General features: G+C 50.7%; 21 protein-coding genes. 4 read left to right on the top strand and 17 right to left on the bottom strand.

The window, feature by feature from the left end; all coding sequences use genetic code 11:
• Window position 1 precedes the first annotated feature (1 nt).
• The 5 genes from OIM03_04045 to OIM03_04025 are packed head-to-tail and all read right to left on the bottom strand — an operon-like array spanning window position 2 to window position 2,692.
• Entirely contained in the window at window positions 2-409 is a 408-nt protein-coding gene (locus OIM03_04045) for a YlqD family protein (protein HJI73451.1), read from the bottom strand.
• An 11-nt stretch (window positions 410-420) separates the two neighbouring features.
• On the bottom strand, window positions 421-648 hold the full coding sequence (locus OIM03_04040) for a KH domain-containing protein (GenBank protein ID HJI73450.1): 228 nt from the start codon (window positions 646-648) through the stop codon (window positions 421-423).
• Between the two features lie 12 nt (window positions 649-660).
• Window positions 661-927, bottom strand: a complete 267-nt coding sequence (rpsP, locus tag OIM03_04035) for a 30S ribosomal protein S16 (protein HJI73449.1) — start codon at window positions 925-927, stop codon at window positions 661-663.
• A 24-nt stretch (window positions 928-951) separates the two neighbouring features.
• A complete protein-coding gene (gene ffh / locus OIM03_04030) occupies window positions 952-2,313 on the bottom strand; it encodes a signal recognition particle protein (GenBank protein HJI73448.1) in 1,362 nt (453 codons plus the stop codon).
• A 10-nt stretch (window positions 2,314-2,323) separates the two neighbouring features.
• Window positions 2,324-2,692 (bottom strand): DNA-binding protein, encoded by a 369-nt coding sequence (locus tag OIM03_04025; protein HJI73447.1) that lies wholly within the window; start codon window positions 2,690-2,692, stop codon window positions 2,324-2,326.
• A gap of 262 nt (window positions 2,693-2,954) precedes the next feature.
• Here OIM03_04025 and OIM03_04020 point away from each other — a divergent pair, with 262 nt between their 5' ends.
• A complete protein-coding gene (locus OIM03_04020; GenBank protein ID HJI73446.1) occupies window positions 2,955-4,460 on the top strand; it encodes a lyase family protein in 1,506 nt (501 codons plus the stop codon).
• A gap of 87 nt (window positions 4,461-4,547) precedes the next feature.
• Here the strand turns inward: OIM03_04020 and OIM03_04015 are convergent, their stop codons facing one another.
• Together OIM03_04015 and gyrA are read right to left on the bottom strand one after the other, a co-directional pair.
• Window positions 4,548-6,452, bottom strand: coding sequence for an adenosylcobalamin-dependent ribonucleoside-diphosphate reductase (locus OIM03_04015; GenBank protein ID HJI73445.1), 1,905 nt, complete (start codon window positions 6,450-6,452; stop codon window positions 4,548-4,550).
• 449 nt (window positions 6,453-6,901) lie between these two features.
• On the bottom strand, window positions 6,902-9,367 hold the full coding sequence (gene gyrA, locus OIM03_04010) for a DNA gyrase subunit A (GenBank protein HJI73444.1): 2,466 nt from the start codon (window positions 9,365-9,367) through the stop codon (window positions 6,902-6,904).
• Window positions 9,368-9,692: 325 nt separating this feature from the next.
• On the opposite strand from gyrA, the gene OIM03_04005 reads away from it, so the two are divergent.
• The 3 genes from OIM03_04005 (at window position 9,693) to OIM03_03995 (ending at window position 11,447) form a co-directional block, all read left to right on the top strand.
• Window positions 9,693-10,199, top strand: a complete 507-nt coding sequence (locus OIM03_04005) for a succinate dehydrogenase (protein HJI73443.1) — start codon at window positions 9,693-9,695, stop codon at window positions 10,197-10,199.
• 250 nt (window positions 10,200-10,449) lie between these two features.
• A complete protein-coding gene (locus OIM03_04000; protein HJI73442.1) occupies window positions 10,450-11,088 on the top strand; it encodes a hypothetical protein in 639 nt (212 codons plus the stop codon).
• 92 nt (window positions 11,089-11,180) lie between these two features.
• Window positions 11,181-11,447: a hypothetical protein gene (locus OIM03_03995; GenBank protein ID HJI73441.1), complete on the top strand. Its 267-nt coding sequence runs from the start codon at window positions 11,181-11,183 to the stop codon at window positions 11,445-11,447.
• A 69-nt stretch (window positions 11,448-11,516) separates the two neighbouring features.
• Here the strand turns inward: OIM03_03995 and OIM03_03990 are convergent, their stop codons facing one another.
• The 10 genes from OIM03_03990 to OIM03_03945 all read right to left on the bottom strand — a co-directional run bounded on the left by OIM03_03990 (window position 11,517) and on the right by OIM03_03945 (window position 22,262).
• Window positions 11,517-14,858 carry a hypothetical protein gene (locus OIM03_03990; GenBank protein HJI73440.1) on the bottom strand — a complete coding sequence of 1,114 codons (3,342 nt, stop codon included), beginning with the start codon at window positions 14,856-14,858 and terminating at the stop codon, window positions 11,517-11,519.
• 486 nt (window positions 14,859-15,344) lie between these two features.
• A complete protein-coding gene (locus tag OIM03_03985) occupies window positions 15,345-16,463 on the bottom strand; it encodes a metallophosphoesterase (protein ID HJI73439.1) in 1,119 nt (372 codons plus the stop codon).
• 70 nt (window positions 16,464-16,533) lie between these two features.
• The gene (gene mutY, locus OIM03_03980) at window positions 16,534-17,586 is read right to left on the bottom strand and encodes an A/G-specific adenine glycosylase (GenBank protein HJI73438.1); all 1,053 of its coding nucleotides are present in this window, start codon (window positions 17,584-17,586) and stop codon (window positions 16,534-16,536) included.
• A complete protein-coding gene (locus OIM03_03975) occupies window positions 17,583-18,056 on the bottom strand; it encodes an 8-oxo-dGTP diphosphatase (GenBank protein ID HJI73437.1) in 474 nt (157 codons plus the stop codon). Before OIM03_03975 ends, mutY begins: the two co-directional genes overlap by 4 nt.
• Window positions 18,049-18,570, bottom strand: a complete 522-nt coding sequence (locus OIM03_03970) for an HD domain-containing protein (GenBank protein HJI73436.1) — start codon at window positions 18,568-18,570, stop codon at window positions 18,049-18,051. Before OIM03_03970 ends, OIM03_03975 begins: the two co-directional genes overlap by 8 nt.
• Before the next feature lie 236 nt (window positions 18,571-18,806).
• Window positions 18,807-19,223 (bottom strand): OmpH family outer membrane protein, encoded by a 417-nt coding sequence (locus OIM03_03965; protein ID HJI73435.1) that lies wholly within the window; start codon window positions 19,221-19,223, stop codon window positions 18,807-18,809.
• A 161-nt stretch (window positions 19,224-19,384) separates the two neighbouring features.
• Window positions 19,385-19,825: a spore germination protein GerW family protein gene (locus OIM03_03960; protein HJI73434.1), complete on the bottom strand. Its 441-nt coding sequence runs from the start codon at window positions 19,823-19,825 to the stop codon at window positions 19,385-19,387.
• A complete protein-coding gene (locus OIM03_03955) occupies window positions 19,818-20,636 on the bottom strand; it encodes a hypothetical protein (protein HJI73433.1) in 819 nt (272 codons plus the stop codon). The genes OIM03_03960 and OIM03_03955 overlap by 8 nt, the downstream gene beginning before the upstream one ends.
• Window positions 20,633-21,670 (bottom strand): WYL domain-containing protein, encoded by a 1,038-nt coding sequence (locus OIM03_03950; protein HJI73432.1) that lies wholly within the window; start codon window positions 21,668-21,670, stop codon window positions 20,633-20,635. The genes OIM03_03955 and OIM03_03950 overlap by 4 nt, the downstream gene beginning before the upstream one ends.
• 4 nt (window positions 21,671-21,674) lie before the next feature.
• Entirely contained in the window at window positions 21,675-22,262 is a 588-nt protein-coding gene (locus OIM03_03945) for a phosphatase PAP2 family protein (GenBank protein ID HJI73431.1), read from the bottom strand.
• Window positions 22,263-22,371 lie beyond the last annotated feature (109 nt).

Here is a 22,371-nt window from a genome sequence, read left to right as displayed (position 1 = left end):
ATCAGTTGCGGAATTCAACGATCTTTCCGTCTTCAACCAGGATTTCACCGCCGAGCAGTTCATTCATGTCGTCACCGATATGAATGGTAACCAGACGGTTCATCGGAGCACGGTTGAGTTCTGCGCCGATGGTGAGTCTTTCGAGATGATCCTTATCAGCAAGGAATTTATCCTTCATCTGCTGCATCTGGACCTTCTGAGCCTCGTACTGAGCACGAAGGGGTGCTACGGCCTGTACGTTGATCTTTGCCTGTTCTGCCAGTTTTCCATTAGCTTCGAAATCCAGCTGGGACATATCGTGGTCTACACGCTTGAGATTCTGTTCGATCTCAGCGAGGAGCGTTGCCTTCAGCTGTTCAGTCAGCTTTGACTTAACGGCTACAGGGACAAGAATCTGCATTTCATCCATTGCGACACCTCTTAGATAATATCGACAGCCACTCTGCGGTTTTCACGCAAAGCACCTGCCTTGACAACGGTACGGATCGCATTGGCAATGCGTCCTTTTCTGCCGATGACCTTGCCCATGTCTTCCGGGGCAACATGGACCTGATAAATTTCCAGGCTGCCCTTTTCGACTACGGTGACAGAGACGGCGTCAGGGTTCTTCACGAGAGCCTTGACGAGTGTTTCCACTAATTCTTTCATGGTGCGTCCCCCTTATTTCTTTGCTTCAGCAAACTTAGCGAGGATGCCGTTCTTTCTCAGAATGGAACGAACAGTGTCGGTCGGCTGAGCGCCTTTACCAAGCCAGGACAGAGTCTTTTCTTCATCAATCTTAACCGGAGCGTCGAGTTTAGCCGGATCGTACCAGCCGATGGTATCGGTCGGAGCGCCGTTTCTAGCTTCCTTGGAGTCGATGACGATGATGCGGTAGAAAGGATTCTTCTTAGCGCCCATACGGGTCAAACGAATTTTTAACATAATTTCACCTCCTTGAAATGATCTCGATTATTTATGGAACATCCCGGGGAGACCACCGAGGCCGCCCATCTTGGATGGATTTATCTTCTTATTCTTCATTTTCTTCATGGTTTTCTGCATTTCCTGGAATTGCTTCATCATACGGTTGACGTCCTGGATCTTCACGCCAGCGCCGTCAGCGATACGCTTTCTGCGGCTGCCGTTCAGAATCTTGACATTCGCTCTTTCCTCCGGTGTCATGGAAAGGATGATAGCTTCGATGTGCTTGACTTCCTTGCCGTCAAGATCGACATCCTTCAGCTGATCCTTGAACTTGCCCATCCCCGGGATCATGCCCAGAATACTCTGGAAAGAGCCGAGCTTTCTGATCTGCTTGAGCTGCTTCAGGAAATCATCAAGAGTGAATTCACCCTTCCTGATCTTTCCTGCTGCATCCTTCAGCGAATCCTGATCCATGTTTCTCTGTGCGGTTTCGATCAAAGTCTCGAGATCGCCCAGATCGAGGATACGTCCTGCCATACGGTCCGGATGGAAATCTTCCAGCCCGCCGTCGAGCTTTTCGGATACGCCGATCATCTTGATCGGTTTTCCCGTTACACTCTTGATGGAAAGAGCAGCGCCGCCTCTGGCATCGCCGTCCATCTTCGTCAGGATGGTCCCGTCAATGCCCAGGCTCTCATCGAAAGCCTTTGCCGTATTGACAGCGTCCTGACCAGTCATGGAGTCGAGCACCAGAAGGATCTCCTGCGGATGGACCTCAGCCTTGATATTTCTCAGCTCGGCCATCAGCTTTTCATCGATCGTCAGGCGCCCTGCGGTATCGAGAATGACGATATCGCGGTTGTATGACTTAGCCGTATCGACTGCGTACCTTGCGATGTGGACAGGATCCACATTCGGAGGCATGCGGTAAACCGGCACATCCGTCTGTTCACCAAGGACTTCGAGCTGTTTGATAGCTGCCGGACGATATACGTCGCAGGCTGCCATCATCGGACGATGTCCCTTCTTCTTGAACATCAGCGCAAGCTTGCCGGCGGTCGTCGTCTTGCCGGCGCCCTGGAGCCCGACAAGCATGATCACCGTCATGCCAGTAGAGGAGAGCGTGATCTTGCTCTGCGTCCCGCCCAGAAGCTCTGTCAGCTCATCCCTGACGATCTTGATAACCGTCTGGTCTGGCTTCAGGCTGCCGAAGACCTCCTCGCCCATCGCTTTTTCACGCACATGAGCAATGAAATCCTTCGCTACCTTGAAATTGACGTCCGCTTCCAGAAGAGCCCTTCTGACTTCGCGGAGCGCCGCGTCGATATCACTCTCGGAAAGCTTGCCCTTCCCGCGGAGATCCTTAAAAGCCGACTGCAGCTTATCTCCTAAACCTTCAAATGGCATCTGGTCACCTTCATTCCGTCAAAATCCGCAGCAGCGGTTCCGCTTCGCTCTTCTTCGCTTCAGGGATCATACCCTCCAGCGATTCGGTCGCTTTCTGCCTCCGGATCCTTGCCTCCGCCAGATGAAGGGCGGACTCATACGTCCGGAGCTGCTCCTCGCCATGGCGCATAGCATCATGCACCGCCTGGCGGGAAATATGAAAATATTCCGCAATCTCAGCCAACGTGAGATTCTCATTGTAATACAAGTCCAGGCATTCACGCTGCCTTGGCGTCAGGAGCTCACCGTAACAATCAAGGAGCTCGCCGTTCTGAACTACATTTTCTAAAGACATAGCATCACCATAACGTTCATCATTATACAGGGAGGAGAGCGCCATGTCAAGCAAAATAACTTTACATCCTCATCTTTTTTGAAATTTCTTTTTAAGGCCGCAAAAGCTACGAAAATGGAGCGGGAAATCTGCTGAAGCTCCCCGGAAAATTTCCTTGTCTCCTTACGTATTATTACATTATATAACTATTTCTTCTATCTCTTCTTATAAATACTTTCATTGACTTAAGACACGTTTCCCGTTGTTATAATAAATACAGATTCCGTTTATAATAAGGTTTATGCCTGCTGTTTTGAAAGGAGATTCTATGAATAAATCATTGATGGCGCTCACGCTCTGTGCGCTGATGTCCGGCTCGACCATTTTCGCCGCTGACCAGACACCCAGAGACAACTTCTACTGGCTCGGCCAGATCAATAAAGCTTCCGATATCATCAATACCGATGAAGGGCTCCTGACCCCTGCTGAAGGCAAGAACATTGCCCAGGGCATCCAGAAGGTCCTTGATGAAGGAAACAAGCCGGGCGGCCCGCGTCCGACGAATGTCGTCGCTTTCGAACCATACCTCATCCAGGCAGCAGGCCCGGAAGTCACGAAGATCCATGCAGGCCGTTCTTCTCAGGATATGCTGACGACTGTCGGCATCATGGAACAGAGAGAACATCTCATGGCTATGGCCAAAGAGCTCGACAATGTGCAGCGCTCCCTGATCAAACTGGCTGAAGAAAACAAGGACACCATCATCCCGAACTATACGAATGGTGTTGCTGCCCAGCCAAACAGCCTGGCCCACTACCTCATCGCTTATGCCAATGCATACAACCGCGACATGCAGCGTGTCAGAGAATATTATGCCCGCCTCAACCGTTCCCCGATGGGCTCCATGGTCCTGAACGGCACCGGCTGGCCGCTTGACCGTGACCGCATGGCCGATTACCTCGGCTTTGACTCCATTGCTTACAATACGTACGATGCAGGACAGATTTTCCCGCAGGAGGCGCCGATTGAAACTGGCGGCATCACGAATGCCATCGCCATCCACACGACAAGCTTCATTGAAGAAATCATGCAGCAGTACGCACAGCCGCGTCCGTGGATCCTCCTCAAGGAAGGCGGCGGAAATACGTACGTCTCCTCCGCTATGCCGCAGAAGAGAAATCCTGGCATCCTGAACTCCTGCCGCACTGAGGCTTCCACGCTTCTTGGCATGTCTGTCGAAGCCGCATTCCGCTCCCACAATATTCCTGCCGGCATGGCTGACGGACGTCTGAGCGGAAGAAGAGACATCGTGCCGCAGGCAACGAAAGTCCTCACTGAATTCGACCGCATCCTGAACAACCTTGTCATCCATCCGGACCGTTCGCTGGAAGAACTGAACCTTGACTGGACCTGCTCGCAGGAAATCGCCGACCAGCTCATGAAGAAGTACGGCATCCCCTTCCGCGTAGGCCACCACTTCGCTTCTGATGTCGTTACCTATGCAAGAGCCAACAACATCACCCCGGCTGACTTCTCCTATGAAGATGCCAGGACCATCTACGCTAAATCCGTAGCCGATGTTGCCAGGGAAGACCCGTCCATCCCGAAGACCTTCCCGATGACAGCAGAGGAATGGAAGAATGCAAAGGATCCTGTCGCTATCGTTCATAACCGCGCCGTCAAAGGCGGACCGCAGCCATCTGAACTCAATAAGATGATCGAGATGGCAAAGAAGGATCTGGCCAACAACGAAGCATGGGTTGCATCCACAGAAAACCAGCTGAACCAGTCTGAAAAGAAGCTGAATAATGATTTCAATCAGATGCTGAAATAATTCCGCTGATCCGTATGTGACAATATAAAAAGGCTGTGACGAAATGTGCAATCATTTCGTCACAGCCTTTTTTTGTTTAGTTATTCATCAAGCTCCTTCGACGAGGCTGCAGGTGGACCATCCGCATTCGTTGCAGGTGGTGCAGTGGCCTTCGACGTGGATCTGGTGGGATCCGCAGTGCGGGCAGGTCGGTTCCTGTTTCTTCGGTTCGAAATCAACCTTTTCTACCTTGCCTTCAGCCTTCTTTTCATCAGCCTTGGCGTTTTCATCGACGCCCAGGATGTTGCCGCGGCGGCAGCCGTCACGGAATGCTGTGATGCCTTTGCATCCGCTTTCCCATGCATCCATGTAAATCTGGAAGATATCTTCCGGAGTTGCATCGTGCTTCAGGTTGACGGTACTGGAAATGGAGTTATCCACATACTTCTGCATGACAGCCTGCAGCTTCACGCGGTCATCGAAAGGCACTTCATGGCTTTCCACAATCCACGGGAAACGTTCGATGATTTCTTCATCTGTCAGGTTGAGCGGAAGGTTGTGGTATTCAAGGAGATCCTTGACGCTGTGCGCATAGACGCGGAAGCTGCCGTGTACATCTTCCATCTTATGCGTGGTTCTTTCATAGGAAATCTTGTAGAGCGGTTCGCATCCGCCAGAATAGCTGCCCATCAGGAGGGAGATGGTGCCGGTCGGAGCGATGGCAAGCAGTGTGCCGTTTCTGAGGCCATGCTGATGAATGTCTTCATACAGTTCCGGATCGAGTTCCTTCACCAGATCCATGACCGGGGACTGCTTGGTAGCTTCCCAGCGGTACTTGCCGAAGGTGCCGAGCTTCTTGGCTCTGTCGCAGGAAGAGCGGAGAGCTGTCAGGAGCATCATCTTCATGACTTCGCCCATGAATGCATTTGCCTTTTCACTGCCATATTTCAGTTTCATGGCAACGAGAGCATCTGCTACGCCGAAGAGGCCAAGTCCCAGAGATCTCCAGTCGTCGATGCAGGTTCTGTTTTCATCGAGCGGCTGAATGTCATAGCCATAGGAAACGATTTCATCAAGAGCTGCAATACCGTCATAAACAGTCTGACGGAACTTTTCTTCATTGAACTTCGGTTCATCGCTGAACTTGTCATCGATCATGCTGTAGAGATTGATGCTTGCCAGGTTGCATGCGTTGTACGCATTGCCGCCGAATTCGCCGCATGGGTTGGTGATTTCGATCTTGTATTCCGGATAACCGGCCAGCAGATGGTAATCATTCAGGCGGTCAGAGAAGAGCGCGCCCGGATCACCCCAGTCCCACTGGGTTTCGCAGAATTCCATGAAGAAATCTCTTGCGCGGATGACGCGTTCGATATTTTCGCCTGTGGATTCTACATGGTAACGGAGAGTGTAATCTGTATCATTCTTGACAGCTTCCATGAATTCATCCGTGAAGAGGATGGAAATATTCATAGAAGACAGCTTTTCTTCATTCTGTTTGATGTGCAGGAATTCATAGATGTCCGGATGATCGCAGTTCAGTCCGACCATCATAGCGCCTCTTCTGCCGTTCTGGCTGATGACTTCACCAGTCACGTTGAAAATCTTCATGAAGGAAACGGCGCCGGTAGAAGTTCTTGCCACGTTTCTTACTTCACTGCCCTTTGGACGAAGGCCCGAAATATTGATGCCGATGCCGCCGCCGTAAGAGAAAATGCGGGCGATCTCGTAGTTGGACTTGAAGATCGATTCCAGATCATCCTTTGGAGAAGGAAGGATATAGCAGTTGGAAAGAGAAACCTTGAACTTGCCCTTGGAGCCTGCAGCATAGAGAGCGCGGCCTGCCGGACAGAAGGAAGCTTCTTCCAGATATCCTCTCACTCTTGGACGCAGGTCATCATCAAAAATAGAGCTGACGCGGTCCATGAACTGTTCAGGGTTTGTTTCACCCTTGTGATAATACTTCTCTCTCAAGATGCCTTGGCTGATTTCATTGTCGTACCAGTGATTCATAACGATCCCCCACTTTAATGGATATTTTTTATAAGATAATTTCAGATGTTTCTGACCAGACGCCCGGGTGTCTGGGGTATGTATTTCTTAGTGCATGACTATAGTACCAAATACTTTATATGGTGTCAAATTCACTAATTGCATCCTATATATGGTAGTTATGCATAAGAACTATCAAGTTCCCGATAGAATCGGGCGCGGCGGAAATGCATGCCCCGGAAGGCCTGTTATATCGAAGAAAATGAAACCCGATGCCTCATTTTTTCCCTTTTTATGGGCATTTCCAGAAGCGCATTTCCATGAAAATTTTCCTAAATATTTTTTAAATGAGAAGGACAAACGGCAAAAGACAGCTGACAAGGCAGCAATGACAATAAAAAACAGATGTGAAATACCATTTGCAGTATCTCACATCTGTTTCTTTATACTATATCATCCTTATTAAATGATTATTCTTCGTCTTCATCGACGTCGTCATCGCTGGAAATGACATCGATTGATGCGATGCGGTCGCCGTCTTCCAGTCTCTGGAGGATGACGCCCTGGCCGGCTCTTGCCTTCTTGCTGGAGATCTGGCTGGCCTTTGTCTTGATGGTGATGCCCTGTTCAGATACACCGACGAGTTCATCATTGTCATCAGCGGCTACGAGAGCGACGACTTCGTACCCCTTCTTGAAGTTGCGGACGCCGCGTCCGTTTCTTCCCTGGAGATGGTATGCGGAGGACTTGTTTCTCTTCGCATTGCCGTCAGCGGAAATCGTGAAGATATCCTTATCCGTAGCAAGAACTGCACCTACGACTTCGTCGAGCTCGCCGTCGTCATCAGACAGGCGGATTGCATGGACGCCTGCAGTAGTGCGGCCCATCGTGCGGACTTCATCGTCTCCGATGGAGAAGCGGATAGCCATGCCCTGACGGGTGCCGATGATGATTTCCTCATCACCCTTGACAGCAAGGACAGTGACGAGACGGTCGCCGTCATTCAGGCGGACAGCGATCAGGCCGTTCTTGTTGATGTTCTTGTATTCAGCAATTTCCGTCTTCTTGATATAGCCCTTCTTCGTGACCATGAGCAGGTACTTCATATCCTTATCGCCTGCATCGATATCGAGGAGCTCGGTCACCCTTTCATCCGGAGCAAGACCCGGGATGAAATTGATGAGAGCGCTGCCTCTTGCCGTTCTGCCCGACTTCGGGAATTCGACGGCTGTCTTCATGTAGACTTTGCCCTTGTTCGTGAAGAAGAGGATCCTGTTATGAGTGGAGGTGCTGAGGAGCTTCCAGACATAGTCCTCATCCTTCATCTTCATGCCGGATACGCCGCGGCCGCCCTTTCTCTGGACGCGGATATCAGCGGAATCCATGCGTTTGATATAGTTCTGCTTTGTCAGCGTGATTGTCATCGGTTCATCCGGGATGAGATCGGTCATCGTGAAGTCGTTCGAAGCTTCAGCGATTTCCGTACGGCGTTCATCGCCGAAGTTCTTCTTCTCATCGAGGAGTTCGTCCTTGACGACGCCCATCAGCTTGTCACGGCTGGAGAGGAGATCGGTCAGGTAATCAATCGTTTCCAACACATCCTTATAATCCTGTTCCAGCTTGTCGCGTTCCAGACCGGTCAGTCTTCTGAGACGCATATCGAGGATTGCGGTAGCCTGTTTTTCAGAGAGGCCGAACTTTTCCATCAGGGAAGTTCTTGCGATGTCGTCCGTGCGGGACTCTCTGATCGTACGGATGACTTCATCGATATGATCAAGAGCAATCAGCAAGCCTTCCAAAATGTGGGCTTTGGCCTTTGCCTTGTCCAGTTCATACTGCGTTCTTCTGGTAACGACTTCTTCCTGATGCTTCAGGTAGTAGTACAGAATCTGGCGCAGATTCAGGATACGCGGATGTCCATCGACGAGCGCCAGCATGATAGCACCGAAGTTGATCTGCATCTGTGTATGCTTGAAGAGATTGTTCAGCATGATTTCCGGGTTCACGTCAGCGCGGAGCTCGATGGCGATGCGCATGCCCGTTCTGTCGGATTCATCGCGCAGAGCCGTGATGCCGTCTAAGACCTTCTGCCTGGACAGATCGGCGATCGTCTCAATGAGGCGGGCCTTGTTGACCTGGTACGGAATTTCCGTTACGACGATACGGTTCTTGCCATGCGGCATTTCTTCGATGTCCGTTCTGGCACGGACAGTGATGCTGCCGCGGCCTGTGCGGTACGTGTCTTCGATGCCCTTGTGTCCCTGGATGATAGCAGCCGTCGGGAAATCCGGGCCCTTGATGTACTTCATCAGCTCATCGACCGTGATTTCCGGATTGTTGATCATAGCACAGAGGCCGTCGATGACTTCATTCAAGTTGTGCGGCGGAATGTTCGTTGCCATGCCGACAGCGATGCCGTAAGAACCATTGACGAGAAGGTTCGGGATTCTGGACGGAAGAACGACTGGTTCCTGCAGGGATCCATCGTAGTTCGGTACGAAATCGACCGTATTCTTATCAATGTCGCGGAGCATTTCCACCGTGATCTTTGCCATACGCATTTCGGTATAACGCATAGCAGCCGCGGAGTCGCCGTCGACAGAACCGAAGTTGCCGTGGCCGTCGATCAGCGGATATCTGGTAGAGAAATCCTGCGCCATGCGGACAGCGGATTCATACACTGCTGTGTCGCCGTGCGGGTGATACTTACCGAGGACATCGCCGACGATACGGGCGGACTTCTTGTAAGCCTTGCCCGGCAGCATGCCCGATTCATTCATCGCATACAGGATGCGGCGGTGAACCGGTTTCAAGCCATCCCTGACATCAGGCAGTGCGCGCGTCACGATGACGGACATCGCATAGTCGATGTAGGAATTTTTCATCTGCGCCTCAAGGGGCGTCGAGATGATTTTACCTTCTTTCCAATCCTCCATAAAAACTCCTTTGCCTTGCTCCGGCATCCGAAAAAGATGCCATGAAAAGAACGCGGAAAGTCCGCGTCCTCAAAAAAATTAAATGATTTACGTGTATATTATACCATAAAATGCGTTATAAAGCCATTTAAACGCGTTTTTGCACAGTTGACAATAAGAATCATACAGCCAGTCAAATTCAGTTTTATTTTTGCTTAAAAAGGCCTTTATTTGGAAATGCAAAAGAAACCTATATCATATCGTCCTTTTTCATTCCACAATCTGTCCAATTAGTGTATAATAATTTTGTCATTCAAAGTCGTGAATCAAAGGATGTGCATAAGTAATGAAAAAATACATTGCAGCCGCTCTGATACTGATCGTGCTCATTGCAGCCGGCGGCGCTTTTGCGTTTTTCCATTTCTTCAACGGAGGCCCCTGGCAGGGTACCTGGTGGGGCGTGCAGGATGCCGGCGTCAACTGGACCGGCGACAACATGCAAAACCTGGAAACCGTTACATTTACCAGGAATGACGACGGCACCATCACTGTAGACCACAAAGTACAGGTTGGCAGCCGTGAAATCGAAGGCAGTCTTTCCGGCGAAGGGAAAGTCGATGGTGGACGCCTGCAGGTCACTCTCAAGAATGGCAAGACCGAGAGCTTCTCCTACAACGCAGTCGACAAAACCATTGAGACTCCCCTCACCAACGCAGATGACACACCCGTCACACTGAAAGAACTGACCGGCGATAACAATGACGAGATGGAACGCATCCGGAGCCAGATCGTACAGATCTCTCAGAAACCGGAAAACAAAATCGACAAAACACTGGCTTCCTCAAGAAGCTAAAAAAGAAGCTGTGAGAAATGGAAATCATTTTTCACAGCTCTTTTTCGTTATTCGGGAGAAATGAACCCCTTTCGGCGCATACGCGCCACTTTCCCCTGACGGGGACAGCCTATGCATTTTATCGGATTTCTTTTACCATCGCACTTCTCCATCGGCATCCCGTGCCTCTCTTGCTTGCGGGTGCCGGCTCAGCATATAATTGAAATAAAGATTCTCCCAATCAGGAAAGCATTTTAAGAAGGGATTCCTTATGAAGGATATGCAGGAGAAAATCAGATTTTTCGGCCGGATCGTATCTGTCCAGCCTCGTGCCAATGTCTGGCGCTACCGTCTGGATAACCGTTCACATGGCATGAAGGGCTATAACCTGTTCCTGAAAGGAGTGGCAGACAGCGAAGACAAGGATTTTTCTATTGCCATTTCAGAGAAGCAGCAGGAAAAGCTTCGCTTTCACATCGGTGATGAAATATCTGGAACTGCCTGGACAAAGCTGTATCCAAAGCTCGACTATGCCGATTATTACCGGGCCGGGGCTTTGAAAAAGATAAAGCCGGCCGCGTTTGTCAATGAAGAAAAGACTTCTCCATGGGAGGGTGAAGTTCCATCCTTAGATGTTTACAACTGGCGCGGATGCCGCATGCTGGACGGCCGGAGATGGAGAGGCAAATGCTTCACCTGCAAATGGGCCTGCATGGCAAATGTTATCATTGAATACGACTGGGGCGTTTCCCAGAGATTAAGGTTCGAGAGCTACTGCTATGGTCCGAAAAGCTGCAAGCGGTATGCCATGGGGCGCCCCAGACCTGTCCCCTATATAGATGCGGGAATTTATTATGATGACGGTGAACTGGACATCATCTGTACAGAAAACCGTGGTGATGATGATTAAGAAAGAGGGATGTATATGTTGTTTAGAGGTGACCCATCTGAAAAAGACTGGCAGCTGTTCCGAAAAAAATAAGGGGCTGGCAGGACGCATATATGGGAAAATTAGTTCAGGAATACATGGAAATTCTGCAAAAGGATGTATCGGCATCGGAAAGATTCTGGACTTTGGAAGAAAGAATCAAAAAAGACAGGAAGAATCCCGGACTAATCGTTGAAATGAGCAGACGCCGCCTGCTTTCTAATCTGGCGAACCTTGCAGCTTACGGCGTCATTCACAAATCTGATTTGGAAGAATTCAGTGATAAAATGAAAAAAGATATTGAAGAGATCATGGACTATAATGGAATTGATTACAAATAAATTCCAATGTATTGATAGAAAGAGCCCCGTGCAAATGCACGAGGCTTTTTCTATTCACGCTCTATTCACTTAAAAGTTATGGCTGATGGTCGCGAAGAAGGTGCCGCCTTCCTGTTTGCCGGTCCAGCCGGTGGCCTTGAGGTCGACGCCCCATGGGTGGGTGCTATCGATCTTGGACTTCCAGCCGAGTTCGAGGAAGCCGCTCGAGCCCTTGACGGTAGGGCTTGGGGTGTTCCAGCCTGCGTAGGTGGCTCTGGCTTTGCTGCCCGCTTCGTAGTCCCAGCCGATGCCGGCGTAGAGGGATCTTACCTGGTCGAAGTCTCTGGTCCATCTCATGCCCAGTCTTGATACATAGGAATTGATGGAGTCGAAGTCGTACTTCGAGTCGCCGTAGCCGCTGTGGACGACGGCACTGTCGCTTCCGAGGTAGGTGTAGAAGAATTTGCCGTAGATGTCATAGCTGTCACGGTTTCTGGTGTAGATCTTGCCAAGGCCTGCCTGGGCAGCGATGTATGGTGCGCCGCTGTCGTAGCGGGACATGGATTTGGCAATCATGCCATGGAAGTCGCCCTTGAGATAGCCGGCTCTGACGGCGCCTTCATAGTAGAGGCCGCTGTCGAGGTCTCGCCGTAAGAGGATACCGCCGCCGGTGTAGTGCTGGCGGCCGTCGCCTCTGGCTCCGGTATCAAGGTAGCTTGCATAGTGGCTCTTGCCGTATTCGAAGAATGGCATGATGGTGTCGATGTGGCCTTCGTGCTGGTTTCTTCTTACGAAACCGACGTTGGCTGCCATGCCGTTGCTGTCGATGTAGGAGCCGGTATCATAGTGGAGATCGTATCCGCCGACGATAGCATATGGTACGAACTTTACTTCGATGTCATGGTTTTCAATCCACGCGCCTTCTGCGGCATGGAGGGCACTGCCGGCAATGATGTCGCCTGCGTTCTTGATCGTATTGACTGCATTTTCCCTGTCTTCCGGAAGGATCTTCGTATCCGAATCAGGAGTTCCTTTTTCGTCCTTCGGAATGGTGATGACGATCGTATTCGCATCTTTCTTTTCGACGATGGCTGTATAGTTGATGAAGCCTGCCGAGGTGACGGTATCGAGACCGTCGATCGTGCCGTAGCTCGTGTCATCGGTCGTGATGCCGTTCGCATTGTAGAGGAGGTTGATGTACTCGCCCGGGTTCAGCTTCGTATTTCTCTGTACACCGCCAAGGACTGTGGCATCGGTGAGATCTGTCGTGCCGTCGGTCGTCGTGCTGTTTTGTACAGCAGACAGCATTAAGTCATCGCCGGTATTTCCTGTGACAGTCAGCATGGTTTCCCCTGCCGTCGTCCCTTCAGGGACATAGAAGTTCAGGTTCTGGAAATAAGCGAAGTCTGCGACCGTCTGGCCTTTGGTGTACATATTGTACATATTGTTCTTGCTTTCGGTCGTACCATAGCCGCCATAGAGGCCCATTTCCGGATTCAGGTCTCCCGCCAGAATATTGACAGTATTGTTATCTGCTGCGCCATCGTAGGTTTGCCCACCATAAATGTCTGTGTCAAGCGTGCCGCCGGATACATTGATTGTGTTGCCATTCGCATCGCCTTCGACAGTAAAACCGCCATAAATACCGATACCGCCTGTGACTTTGCCGCCGCTGATGGTGACAGTATTGCCATCAGCATCTCCTGTACTGGCCATACCTCCTGTCACGATAGGTACGAAGTCTTCCGGACTAGAAACTGTACCGCCGGAGATGATGACCGTATTTTCCGATGCGCCCGTCACCCCGGCACCGCCAGTGACTGTCCCCGGATTTCCGCCGGTAATGGTGATCGTATTCCCCGTGGCGCTGCCCCCACTCTGCGCTGCCATCGTGATAGCGGACGTACCACCGCTGAATACAAGAGTATTATTGACCGCATCCCCTGTCTCGGCGTAACCGGCAACCGTTTTAGTCGAAGAGCCGCCTGTCATTGTGAGTGTATTGTCACTGGCTCCTGTCTTGCCATAGCCGCTGGTGACATGACCGATCAGGTCACCGCCGCTGACTGTGAGGATATTGGAAACAGCCTCGCCGCTTGCCGCATAACCGCCAAAGACGGTATCTGAACTTTCCGTAGAGTCAGCAACTCCAACCGTTCCTCCATTGATGGTGACAGTATTTTTAGAAGCAGTACCATCAGCCGTATACCCGCCATAGACCGTCTTTTCTATAGTGCCGCTTTCGATGGTGACGGCGTTGCCTGTGGCATCATTGCTTGTGGTTCCCTCAGCCGTATAACCGCCATAGACTTCGCCCTTGACAGTGACATCTGAAATTTTGACAGTATTTTGAGAAGCATCGCCAGCTGCTGCCTCACCAGTGAGCGGATTATCCATCTGGTGTAATGCATAACCGCCGTAGATATTTCCTGAAACGTCTGCCGTGCCGCTCAGTTCGACATTATTTCCTTCAGCCCCCTTGCCGGTAGTATAACCTCCGGCAACGATACCTCCGACACTGCCCGAAGAAATTTTGACAACGTTATTGGTCACATCTCCCAAATAAGACCAGCCGCCGGCTACGCTCCCGGCTACAGAAACCGCTTTGCTTATTTTTACACTGTTTTGGTCAGCCGTCCCATAAATAGCCCAGCCTCCACTTACAACAGGCACTACACTTTCCGTATCTCCTGAACTTGTTACAGCACCGCCAGTCATGATAACTTTATTGCTCACAGCACTTCCTTCTGGTTGATTATTAAAACCGCCAGAGATCATCTGACTGACTGTACCGCCGCTCATGGTTACGCTGTTATTTTCTACTCCCTTTCCCTGTGCGCCGTATACTACACCAAATGTACCATCTCTAATTTCAACAGTATTATCTGTCGCCGAACCATTATCCGCCTGACTCCCGGACAGCGTATACTGTACTGATCCTCCTGTAACAAGCACAGAGTTCCCAGAATTGTTTGTATAAGATCTGCCCCCGTATAGAAAATTACTGGTTCCTGCGCTTTCCACATGGTTTCCTGAAGCCGTATTGCCATAGGCCCCGTAGACAGCAGCGGCAGTGCTGCTGCTGTCAAAGATCACGGTATTATTATCTGTCGCACCCAGTCTTGACTGGCCGCCGTAAATCTCAGCCTGGCTTACCTGCGTATTTGTAACATTGACTGTATTATTCGATGCATCGCCTGATTCACCTCCACTGACGGTACCACCATAAATCCTTATTCCAGTTGAGTCCGACGACGCATCCGTCACGTTCAGCGTATTCCCGCTGGCTGTCCCCGTATCACTGTTGCCGGTAATTTCCGTTTCAGTAATTGTTCCCGTCACAGTAACAGCCTCAGCCTCTGCCGTCATGGCAGAAAATCCCATTAAGCTGGATACGACCAGCGCTGTCAAAACTTTGTACTCCCTTTTCATAATCAGCCATCCTCCCCCTTGAAATGCAGCCCTTGGCATGCATAAAAAAGATACAAGTGCTTTCCTGCAAGGAATCCATAAGCCTTCCCGGAACATCAGATTCCTTCCCCCGAGCAGCCCTCCCAAGGCAGCTCATACTCAACCAACAAGCACTTTTCTATTTTTAATCATAATTCCATGATTAAAAAATATCTATCTGGCAGAATTATAGAGAACTCTGTACGATAGATATGAACTCTTTCTATAATGAACTATTTAAATATAGATAAACACGGCCGGCATTCGATATCATCGGAAGAAAAGAACCCCTCCCGCCAGGGCACTCCCAAAGAGAACTATAAAATCTTTATATACTGGATATGTTTACCATAAAAAAGTGGTAAGCATCGAAAAGAGAAGAAATCCAGGGAATACAGGCATCAAAAAGAGCTGCAGGAATGTACAGTCATTTCTACAGCTCTTTTTGTTTTCATTCAATATGTTTTTTTATGCTCTGTGGAGTGTGAAAATGGTCAGTTCTCTCGGGCAGCTGAAGCGGAACGGGAACCAGCTGGCGTCGCCTCTTGCGACGTAGCCGTAATGAGTACCGTCGCTGTACATGCCTCTCGTGTACTTGAATGGCGTGATGATCGGCTTGCCGAAGAGGCCGAACTGCGTGCCGTGGGTATGGCCTGTCAGCGTCAGGAATGCGCCGTGCTTGAAGCCCTGATCGATGAAATCGGAATGGTGGGCCAGGAAGATGACGGGAGCTCCCTTCGGAATGCCTGCGAACGCTTCATCAGCCCATTTTTCTTCCTCGATTTCCTTCTGCGTGCCTCTGGCAAACGGGAAATCGACGCCTGCGACGTAGAGTCTTTGTCCGTCCTTTTCAATGTACGTGTGGTTATTCACCAGCATCTTGACGGGTGTATTCTTCAGGTCCTCTTCAATGAGCGGCTGATTCCTGTAATACTCATGATTGCCCCAGATGTAGAAAATGCCATCCGGGAAATATTTCTCTGCTTTTGTGAAATCCTCAGCGACCTGCGGCATGTACCGTACATCGTCGATGAGATCCCCGGTGAAGAAAAGGACGTCTGCCCCTTCATTCTTTGCGCGGAGGAGCTCAGATGGCATATCCGTGTAGCGGAAGTAAGCGCCGATGTGCGTATCCGTTTCCTGTGCGACCTTGTACCCTTCAAACGCGGCCGGCAGATCCTTGACGTAGATGTCGTGATACTCGACGACTTCGCGGCTGTTCCCCATCACGCAGCCGTAGACGCCAATCACAAGCGCAATGGCGATGAGGCCCTTTCCCAGATTGGAAATGAAGTACCTGAGCCCCGGGATGAAGGAAAGGATTCCAAGGATAAAGGCAGGAATCGGGATGATGAGACAGGCGACCATGATGCCGTCCAGAAGGTAGGCGAGATAAAGCGACCAGATCCCCAGACTGTCATAGGCAAGCCCGTACCAGTTGAAGTACCAGGCAGGGATCGCACCTGCGATGGCACCTCCCAGCGACCATAAGTAAAAGCGCCGCTTACGAAATACGAGCGCCAGGATCGAACCGTCGATGAGTCCGATCACCGCAAACATCATGATGATGAATTTTCCAAATGCCATAAGCGGCTCCTTTCTGTGTAATCATAAAAACATGCGCAAAATCCCCGCCTCTGAGGCAGGGACTCTTTGGTTAGAAATCGGAAATCAGCTTTTCTGCAAAAGCCGCAAGTCTGGCATGCGGTCCTGCCAGCGGGATTTCCTTGTATTCTTCCGGCGAGAAGTACTTGTACTCCCCTTCCGGCACGGTGATATTTCCCGCCATGTACGCGTTCATGTACCAGATGCGGTGCGTGAAGACATGATTGTACTTCCAGACAGGTCCTTCCAGTTTCCCATGAAGGAAATGGGAAAGTTCATCTGCCGCTGTATCTGCCTTCTCAGTCAGGACCATGGGAAATTCCCACATGGAGGCCAGCATGCCGCTCTCCGGCCTTTTATGGAGAAGAACCTTTCCTCCTTTGATGCAGATAGCACAGGCTGCATAGAACTCCTTAGGCGGCTGCTTCTTTCCGCGGATGGGAAGCTCTTCTTCCCTTCCCTCCTTCAAGGCAAGACAGGAAGAGGAAAGAGGACACATGCTGCACCTTGGATGCTTCGGTATGCAGACATTCGCGCCAAGATCCATCAGTGCTTCATTGAAATCCCCTGCCCTTTCAGGAATCGTTTCCTCGCAGAGCGCGCGGATCTTCTTCCTTCCTGCCGTCTTCAGGACATCATCCTCGATGCCGTAGAGCCTTGCGTAGACGCGAAGGACATTGCCATCGACAGCCGGCTCCTTCTTTCCAAAAGCAATGGAAAGAATAGCGCCGGCCGTATAGTCGCCAATGCCGGGGAGCGCACGGACTTCATCTGCCGTATCCGGCATTTCGGAGCCGTACTTCTCTTCCATCTCGCGCGCCGCCTTGTGCAGATTCCTTGCCCGGCTGTAGTAGCCAAGCCCCTGCCACTGGTGAAGGACATCCTGCTCATCGGCATCCGCCAGATCTTTGATCGTCGGGAAACGCGCCATCCAGCTTTCGTAGTAAGGCTTCACCGCCTCCGTCCTCGTCTGCTGCAGCATGATTTCCGAGACCCACACATGGTAAGGATTCCTAGGCTTGGATTCCCGCCACGGAAGGTCGCGCTTATTTGCATCGAACCAGGAAAGAAGGCGCTTCGGCCAGTCTTTATCCGGCATACTCATTGATCCATGTCCTCGAATTCATAATCATAGACCGTCTCGCCATCCTTGTCGAAATAGATGGTGCCGCGGATTCTTTCGCCCTTGAGGATCATCGGCAGCCATACGCGGTCAGCCATCCACATGTCCTCATAAGGAAACTCGGAAGGAAGGAACCACTTCGGCTGCATTTCTTCCGTCTCAGCGGGCGTCCCTTCCCAGACCTTCACGAAATAGACGATACCGGCATGCGACCACTCCGGATCCGAAGGCTGATGGAAATAGAGATCGCCGACAGGAATGAGATCCTCCGGGCGTGCTTTCAGGCCTGACTCCTCGAAAAGCTCGCGGGCCGCGCATTCGCGCATCGTTTCCCCCGCCTCGATCTTTCCGCCGAAGCCGTTCCACTTGCCAAAGCCCATGCCCCTTCTCTTGCGTCCAAGGAGGATCCTTCCGTCCTTTCCGACCGGATAGACGAGCGACGTATCACGCATTTGTCTTATCGCCCGGATCGTAGGTTTCAAAATACAGTTCACGGAAGAGGCGCTTGCCTGCTTCTGTCTTGTAGAGACGCTTGTAGAGCGCTTCATTCTGCTGGCGGGAAGCACCGCTTTCATACTGGTTGACCAGCATATCAGCCTCAGCCAGGATCTGGGCATCAGGGCCGTCGATGCTGCCATAAGAATGGTGATGAGCGATCAGCCAGCAGATGCGGTCGATATCTTCCTTCTCGAATTGCAGCTTTTCCAGCATCGGGCGCGCTTCATCCGGTCCCAGTTCCTGCTGGATCATGCCGTCATTTCTTCCGAAGCGTCTTTCCCCTTCATGTATGCCGATATCATGGACATACGTTACTGCATCCAAAAGGAAAAGGATTTTGTCAGAAACGCCTTCCTCCAGGCCGATCTGATGAGCGAAGGCGTTTACCTTCAGGAAATGATGGATCCTCTTCGGATCACCCTTGTCGTAAGCAATCATGGCTTTGCAAAGTTCTGCGAGCTGATTCATAATGTTCCTCCTGTACAGGCTTAAGGCATATATGCCCTGCGCCCATTTATTTTATATTTTCGGCCTGCCCCGCGGGGCCTTCCCGTGAGCGTGGCCTTTTCTTATTGTATATCAAAAATAAAGATTCCTCAAAGGTATACCTAAATATCATCATACGCTGATGAAATCAGAGAAATCTTATTTTTTCCACACAAAAACGCGGCAGGATTTCCCGCCGCGCTGCTTAGTATCTGAAATTATTTTGCGAGCTGCTGGCTGACTTCGGATGTGATGTCGATGCCGCCGTCTACGACTGCGCCCTGTTCAAGAACGATGTCGAGGCCCTTCTGCTGACGAACTCTCTGGATAGCTTTCATGATATCGGAGAGGATCGGCTGCATGGTGGACTGTTCTTCCTGGTTCAGGTCGCGCTGGATTTCATTGGCAATCTGCTGTTTTTCCTGATCGCTCTTGCCTGCTGCGCGTTTCTTGAAGTTTTCCTGAGCCTTCTGAGCTGCATTTCTCATGTCGAGCTGAGCTTTCTGCATTTTCGGATGAGCCTGCAGAAGAGCGTTGGAATTGACGTAGCCGATGCCTGCTGCGGAAGCAGAAACCATAGCGCCAAGAGTAATCATGCCAGCAGCGATAGCTGCAACTGTCTTTTTCATTTTCATAGATTTTTCCTCCTTACGAACCCCTAAGCCCCCTGGGGTAATGAGCATATATTCATTATATGCTAACATTTTCGAAGTGTCAATGTTAAAAGCTATAATTCAATTTTTATTAAACTGTTCTTTAGTTCAATTTAAACTATACTGGTTCGAATAAGTATATACTACTTCTTCTCTTCCGTCGTTCCGTCTGCTTTCGCCTCAAGGACAGCCGTTTCTTTCTCTTCCTTCATGGCCTGTTCTGCTTCCTTCAGGGCAGCTTCACGGACTTCTTCCTTCTTCTCTTTCTTCTTGGAGAAACGGGAAATCACTTCCGGCACCATATTGAGGACACGGTCGATCGTCGTGTTGGCAGCCGCATTCTTGATGGAGAAGAGTTCAACTCTTTCACCCTTCATGATCAGAACAGCCGTCGGTGTGACTTTTCCGCCGCCTGCTCCGCCAGCTCCGGCCGTGCCATGAGAGCCCGTGCCAAAGCCGAAGGAAATATCAACGAAAGGAACGATGGTTGCATCCCCCAGATGAATCGGTTCCCCGACAACAGATTCTGTCGTAATCATTTCCTTAAATTCTTCGAAAATCTGCTTTCTTACTTCGTCATCCATTTACTTTTCCCCCTCTTCTGAAATGCCAGAATTCCCTCGTCTCACGGGCGACTGCCAGCGTGAGCAGGATATAAACGACATACAAAGGAATGATCCTTCCGTCTCCTTCTCCCTTGAGAGTGAAGACCTTATCCGTGAAATTCCATTCCACGTCTTCAAAGGGCCCTGGCAGGAATGCTTTCACGATTCCGCAGGCAACGCCGGTCGACATGGGATCCCCCGTGCCGAAAGCTCCTTTGACTCTCCATCTGCCCGGAAAACTGTGAGCCAGAACCTTGGCGGCAGCTATGAGAACTTTCTTTATAAGTCCATTATCTAACGCAAAAAGAAACTGCGCAAGATAGGAAGGTGTTTTTTTCTTAATTTTCTCTGATTCCTCTGATTCCTCTGTTTCTTCTTCGGAATCATCTTTGGAAACTTCCTTCGTTTCCTTTGAAAGATCGATCGGTTCTTCCTTCACGATCTCTGCCTCTTCTGCCCTGGCATCATCTTCCCTGGCAGGGGCCTTCCTGGAAGCTTCTGAAGTCTCCCGTTCCTTCTCCGCTTCCCTTTCCCGGGCATCATGCTCCATCTCCTCGAGATAGGCATTCATCTCCCGGACTTCTTCCTCTTCCATACCCTCGTCTTCATAATCATCCGTTTCTTCTTCCTTTTCTCCCGGGAAGGATACCTCCTTCTTGAAAAGGCCGAAGAACGCTTTCACCGTCACCTGCGCCTTCCATTTCTCAAAAGAGAAACGGTACCGGATCGGGATCAAAAGCACAAGGATGATCAGAAGCAAAACTCCGATTACGATCATCGCAATTTTCATGGAAGTCCATAGAGGCGGGCCAGTTCAGCCGCAGCCTCCCTCACCTCCTTCACGAGATAAGCGGGCGAAAGAATCTTGACGAGCGGCGCATGACGCATCGCCCATGCCTTCATCGCTTCAGGCTGTATCATGATTTCAATCGTGACCTTCGTCTGATTGCCTGATGAAAGATGAGCCGTCTTGCCGAAATCATTGACGATGTCCGTCATGAGATGCCAGTCTGCCTCGAACGTGCAGAGCTCCGGTTTCCCGCGGAAAATTTCATGGGCAGAATACAGGTAATCCGACGGCTTCAAAGCCTGGATCTGGGCCTGCGTCAGTGTATCCGATGCCGGGTCCTCCAGAAGCTTCACGTCAGACATGAGATCAAGGAAGTATACCTCGATCCCGCCTTCATCCTTTTCCGCCAGAAGCGCATAACGGTCATCTGAAGCGATGATCAGAAGCGGGCTTGCCGTAAGAAGCCTGTCTTCGCCGGATGGCAGCCTTCCATGATGACGCTTGCCGTCCGCTTCATAATGGTCATAGTAGAAGGAAATCTTCCTCTTTCCCTCGCCTGCCGTCGTCAAAAGCGCAATCACCGGATCGAAATCCGCAGATTTCCCTGCAGATGGAAGATTCTTTACCAGAGTCTTTCCGTCGTCGAAAGAGCGGATCTGGATTCTCTTCAGCTTCTCAGCAAGCTGCTTGACCTGCTGCGGCGGAAGATGAGAGAAATAGAGAAGATCGATGAGCGCCTTCAGATCCTCCCTGGCCAGCACATGATCCCAGTACCAGTCAAGAGAGAGAGGCACTTTCTTCCCGTTCATCATGCGCGGCACCTCGCGGCAGAACACAGGAAGCCCTGCATCCCGAAGCCTTGTGAGATTTCGTCCCACAGACTTCCTGTTCACCGCCATGCCATACTTTCCTTCCATATAGTCGAGGATTTCCTGCTGCGAGAGCGGGTGATCCTTATCCGACTCGCGCAGAAGCACCTGCACGATACGGATGATCGACATCTTGCTCCCTGTATCTCCCTTTTCCACCGCCATAGGATCACCTGCCCGTTACTTTCCTGACAAGATCGTCAGACAGCCACGAGCCGAAAGCTGCCAGCACCCCGGTCAGAGCAGAAAGAGCCGGCATATGGACAGCTTTGTGGACGATGGCCGCAATCGCAGCCCCGCCAAGCACGTCGGAAGGGTAATGCATGCCTGCAAACACACGGGAAAAAGCAAGAATTCCCGCGAGGACTGCCATCAGCTTCGAGCCTTTCGTATTGTGGCGGATGAGCTCCATAGCAACCACGCACCCGTTCATCGTGTGATTGCTCGGGAAAGAAGCATTCGCGCGGTGGCCCGTGAAATTCCAGATCATCGGACTTTCCCTGAAGGGACGCTCACGTTTCCATACGCGTCCTATGGCATAGGAAATAAGCGAAGCTATGCATACGCCGATAAAAGCGGAAGCGCATGCATTTCTCCTGTCTTCCCGTGTCTTTCCCGGAGTGAACCAGAGGAGAAGACCGTAAATCACAAAGGCCCAGTGCCCGTACCGGGTTATCAGATCCATCATCAGATCAAAAGGCCGAACTTTCCCGGCCAGGCTGTTAATCTTCACAGCCGCTTTCAGATCAGCATTCATCTCAGACACCTCTTTGCGAAAAAGTGGAAATCATTCCCATTTTCTCATAAATTTAATGTTATATTCATGATTTTATCACAGACATAGATCAATCGCAAAAACGCGCCTG

Source organism: Veillonellaceae bacterium, assembly GCA_025992895.1.
Lineage (GTDB): Bacteria > Bacillota > Negativicutes > Veillonellales > Dialisteraceae > Dialister.
The sequence above is the reverse complement of the archived record's forward strand: the minus strand, read 5'-3'. Positions and strand labels throughout refer to the sequence as shown.

Bases quoted from the DNA above. Each gene is read 5' to 3' on its own strand.
- OIM03_04045 (HJI73451.1), bottom strand. From the start codon at position 409: ATGGATGAAATGCAGATTCTTGTCCCTGTAGCCGTTAAGTCAAAGCTG.
- OIM03_04040 (HJI73450.1), bottom strand. From the start codon at position 648: ATGAAAGAATTAGTGGAAACACTCGTCAAGGCTCTCGTGAAGAACCCT.
- ffh (HJI73448.1), bottom strand. From the start codon at position 2,313: ATGCCATTTGAAGGTTTAGGAGATAAGCTGCAGTCGGCTTTTAAGGAT.
- OIM03_04025 (HJI73447.1), bottom strand. From the start codon at position 2,692: ATGGCGCTCTCCTCCCTGTATAATGATGAACGTTATGGTGATGCTATG.
- OIM03_04020 (HJI73446.1), top strand. From the start codon at position 2,955: ATGAATAAATCATTGATGGCGCTCACGCTCTGTGCGCTGATGTCCGGC.
- OIM03_04015 (HJI73445.1), bottom strand. From the start codon at position 6,452: ATGAATCACTGGTACGACAATGAAATCAGCCAAGGCATCTTGAGAGAG.
- gyrA (HJI73444.1), bottom strand. From the start codon at position 9,367: ATGGAGGATTGGAAAGAAGGTAAAATCATCTCGACGCCCCTTGAGGCG.
- OIM03_04005 (HJI73443.1), top strand. From the start codon at position 9,693: ATGAAAAAATACATTGCAGCCGCTCTGATACTGATCGTGCTCATTGCA.
- OIM03_04000 (HJI73442.1), top strand. From the start codon at position 10,450: ATGAAGGATATGCAGGAGAAAATCAGATTTTTCGGCCGGATCGTATCT.
- OIM03_03995 (HJI73441.1), top strand. From the start codon at position 11,181: ATGGGAAAATTAGTTCAGGAATACATGGAAATTCTGCAAAAGGATGTA.
- OIM03_03990 (HJI73440.1), bottom strand. From the start codon at position 14,858: ATGAAAAGGGAGTACAAAGTTTTGACAGCGCTGGTCGTATCCAGCTTA.
- OIM03_03985 (HJI73439.1), bottom strand. From the start codon at position 16,463: ATGGCATTTGGAAAATTCATCATCATGATGTTTGCGGTGATCGGACTC.
- mutY (HJI73438.1), bottom strand. From the start codon at position 17,586: ATGAGTATGCCGGATAAAGACTGGCCGAAGCGCCTTCTTTCCTGGTTC.
- OIM03_03975 (HJI73437.1), bottom strand. From the start codon at position 18,056: ATGCGTGATACGTCGCTCGTCTATCCGGTCGGAAAGGACGGAAGGATC.
- OIM03_03970 (HJI73436.1), bottom strand. From the start codon at position 18,570: ATGAATCAGCTCGCAGAACTTTGCAAAGCCATGATTGCTTACGACAAG.
- OIM03_03965 (HJI73435.1), bottom strand. From the start codon at position 19,223: ATGAAAATGAAAAAGACAGTTGCAGCTATCGCTGCTGGCATGATTACT.
- OIM03_03960 (HJI73434.1), bottom strand. From the start codon at position 19,825: ATGGATGACGAAGTAAGAAAGCAGATTTTCGAAGAATTTAAGGAAATG.
- OIM03_03955 (HJI73433.1), bottom strand. From the start codon at position 20,636: ATGAAAATTGCGATGATCGTAATCGGAGTTTTGCTTCTGATCATCCTT.
- OIM03_03950 (HJI73432.1), bottom strand. From the start codon at position 21,670: ATGGCGGTGGAAAAGGGAGATACAGGGAGCAAGATGTCGATCATCCGT.
- OIM03_03945 (HJI73431.1), bottom strand. From the start codon at position 22,262: ATGAATGCTGATCTGAAAGCGGCTGTGAAGATTAACAGCCTGGCCGGG.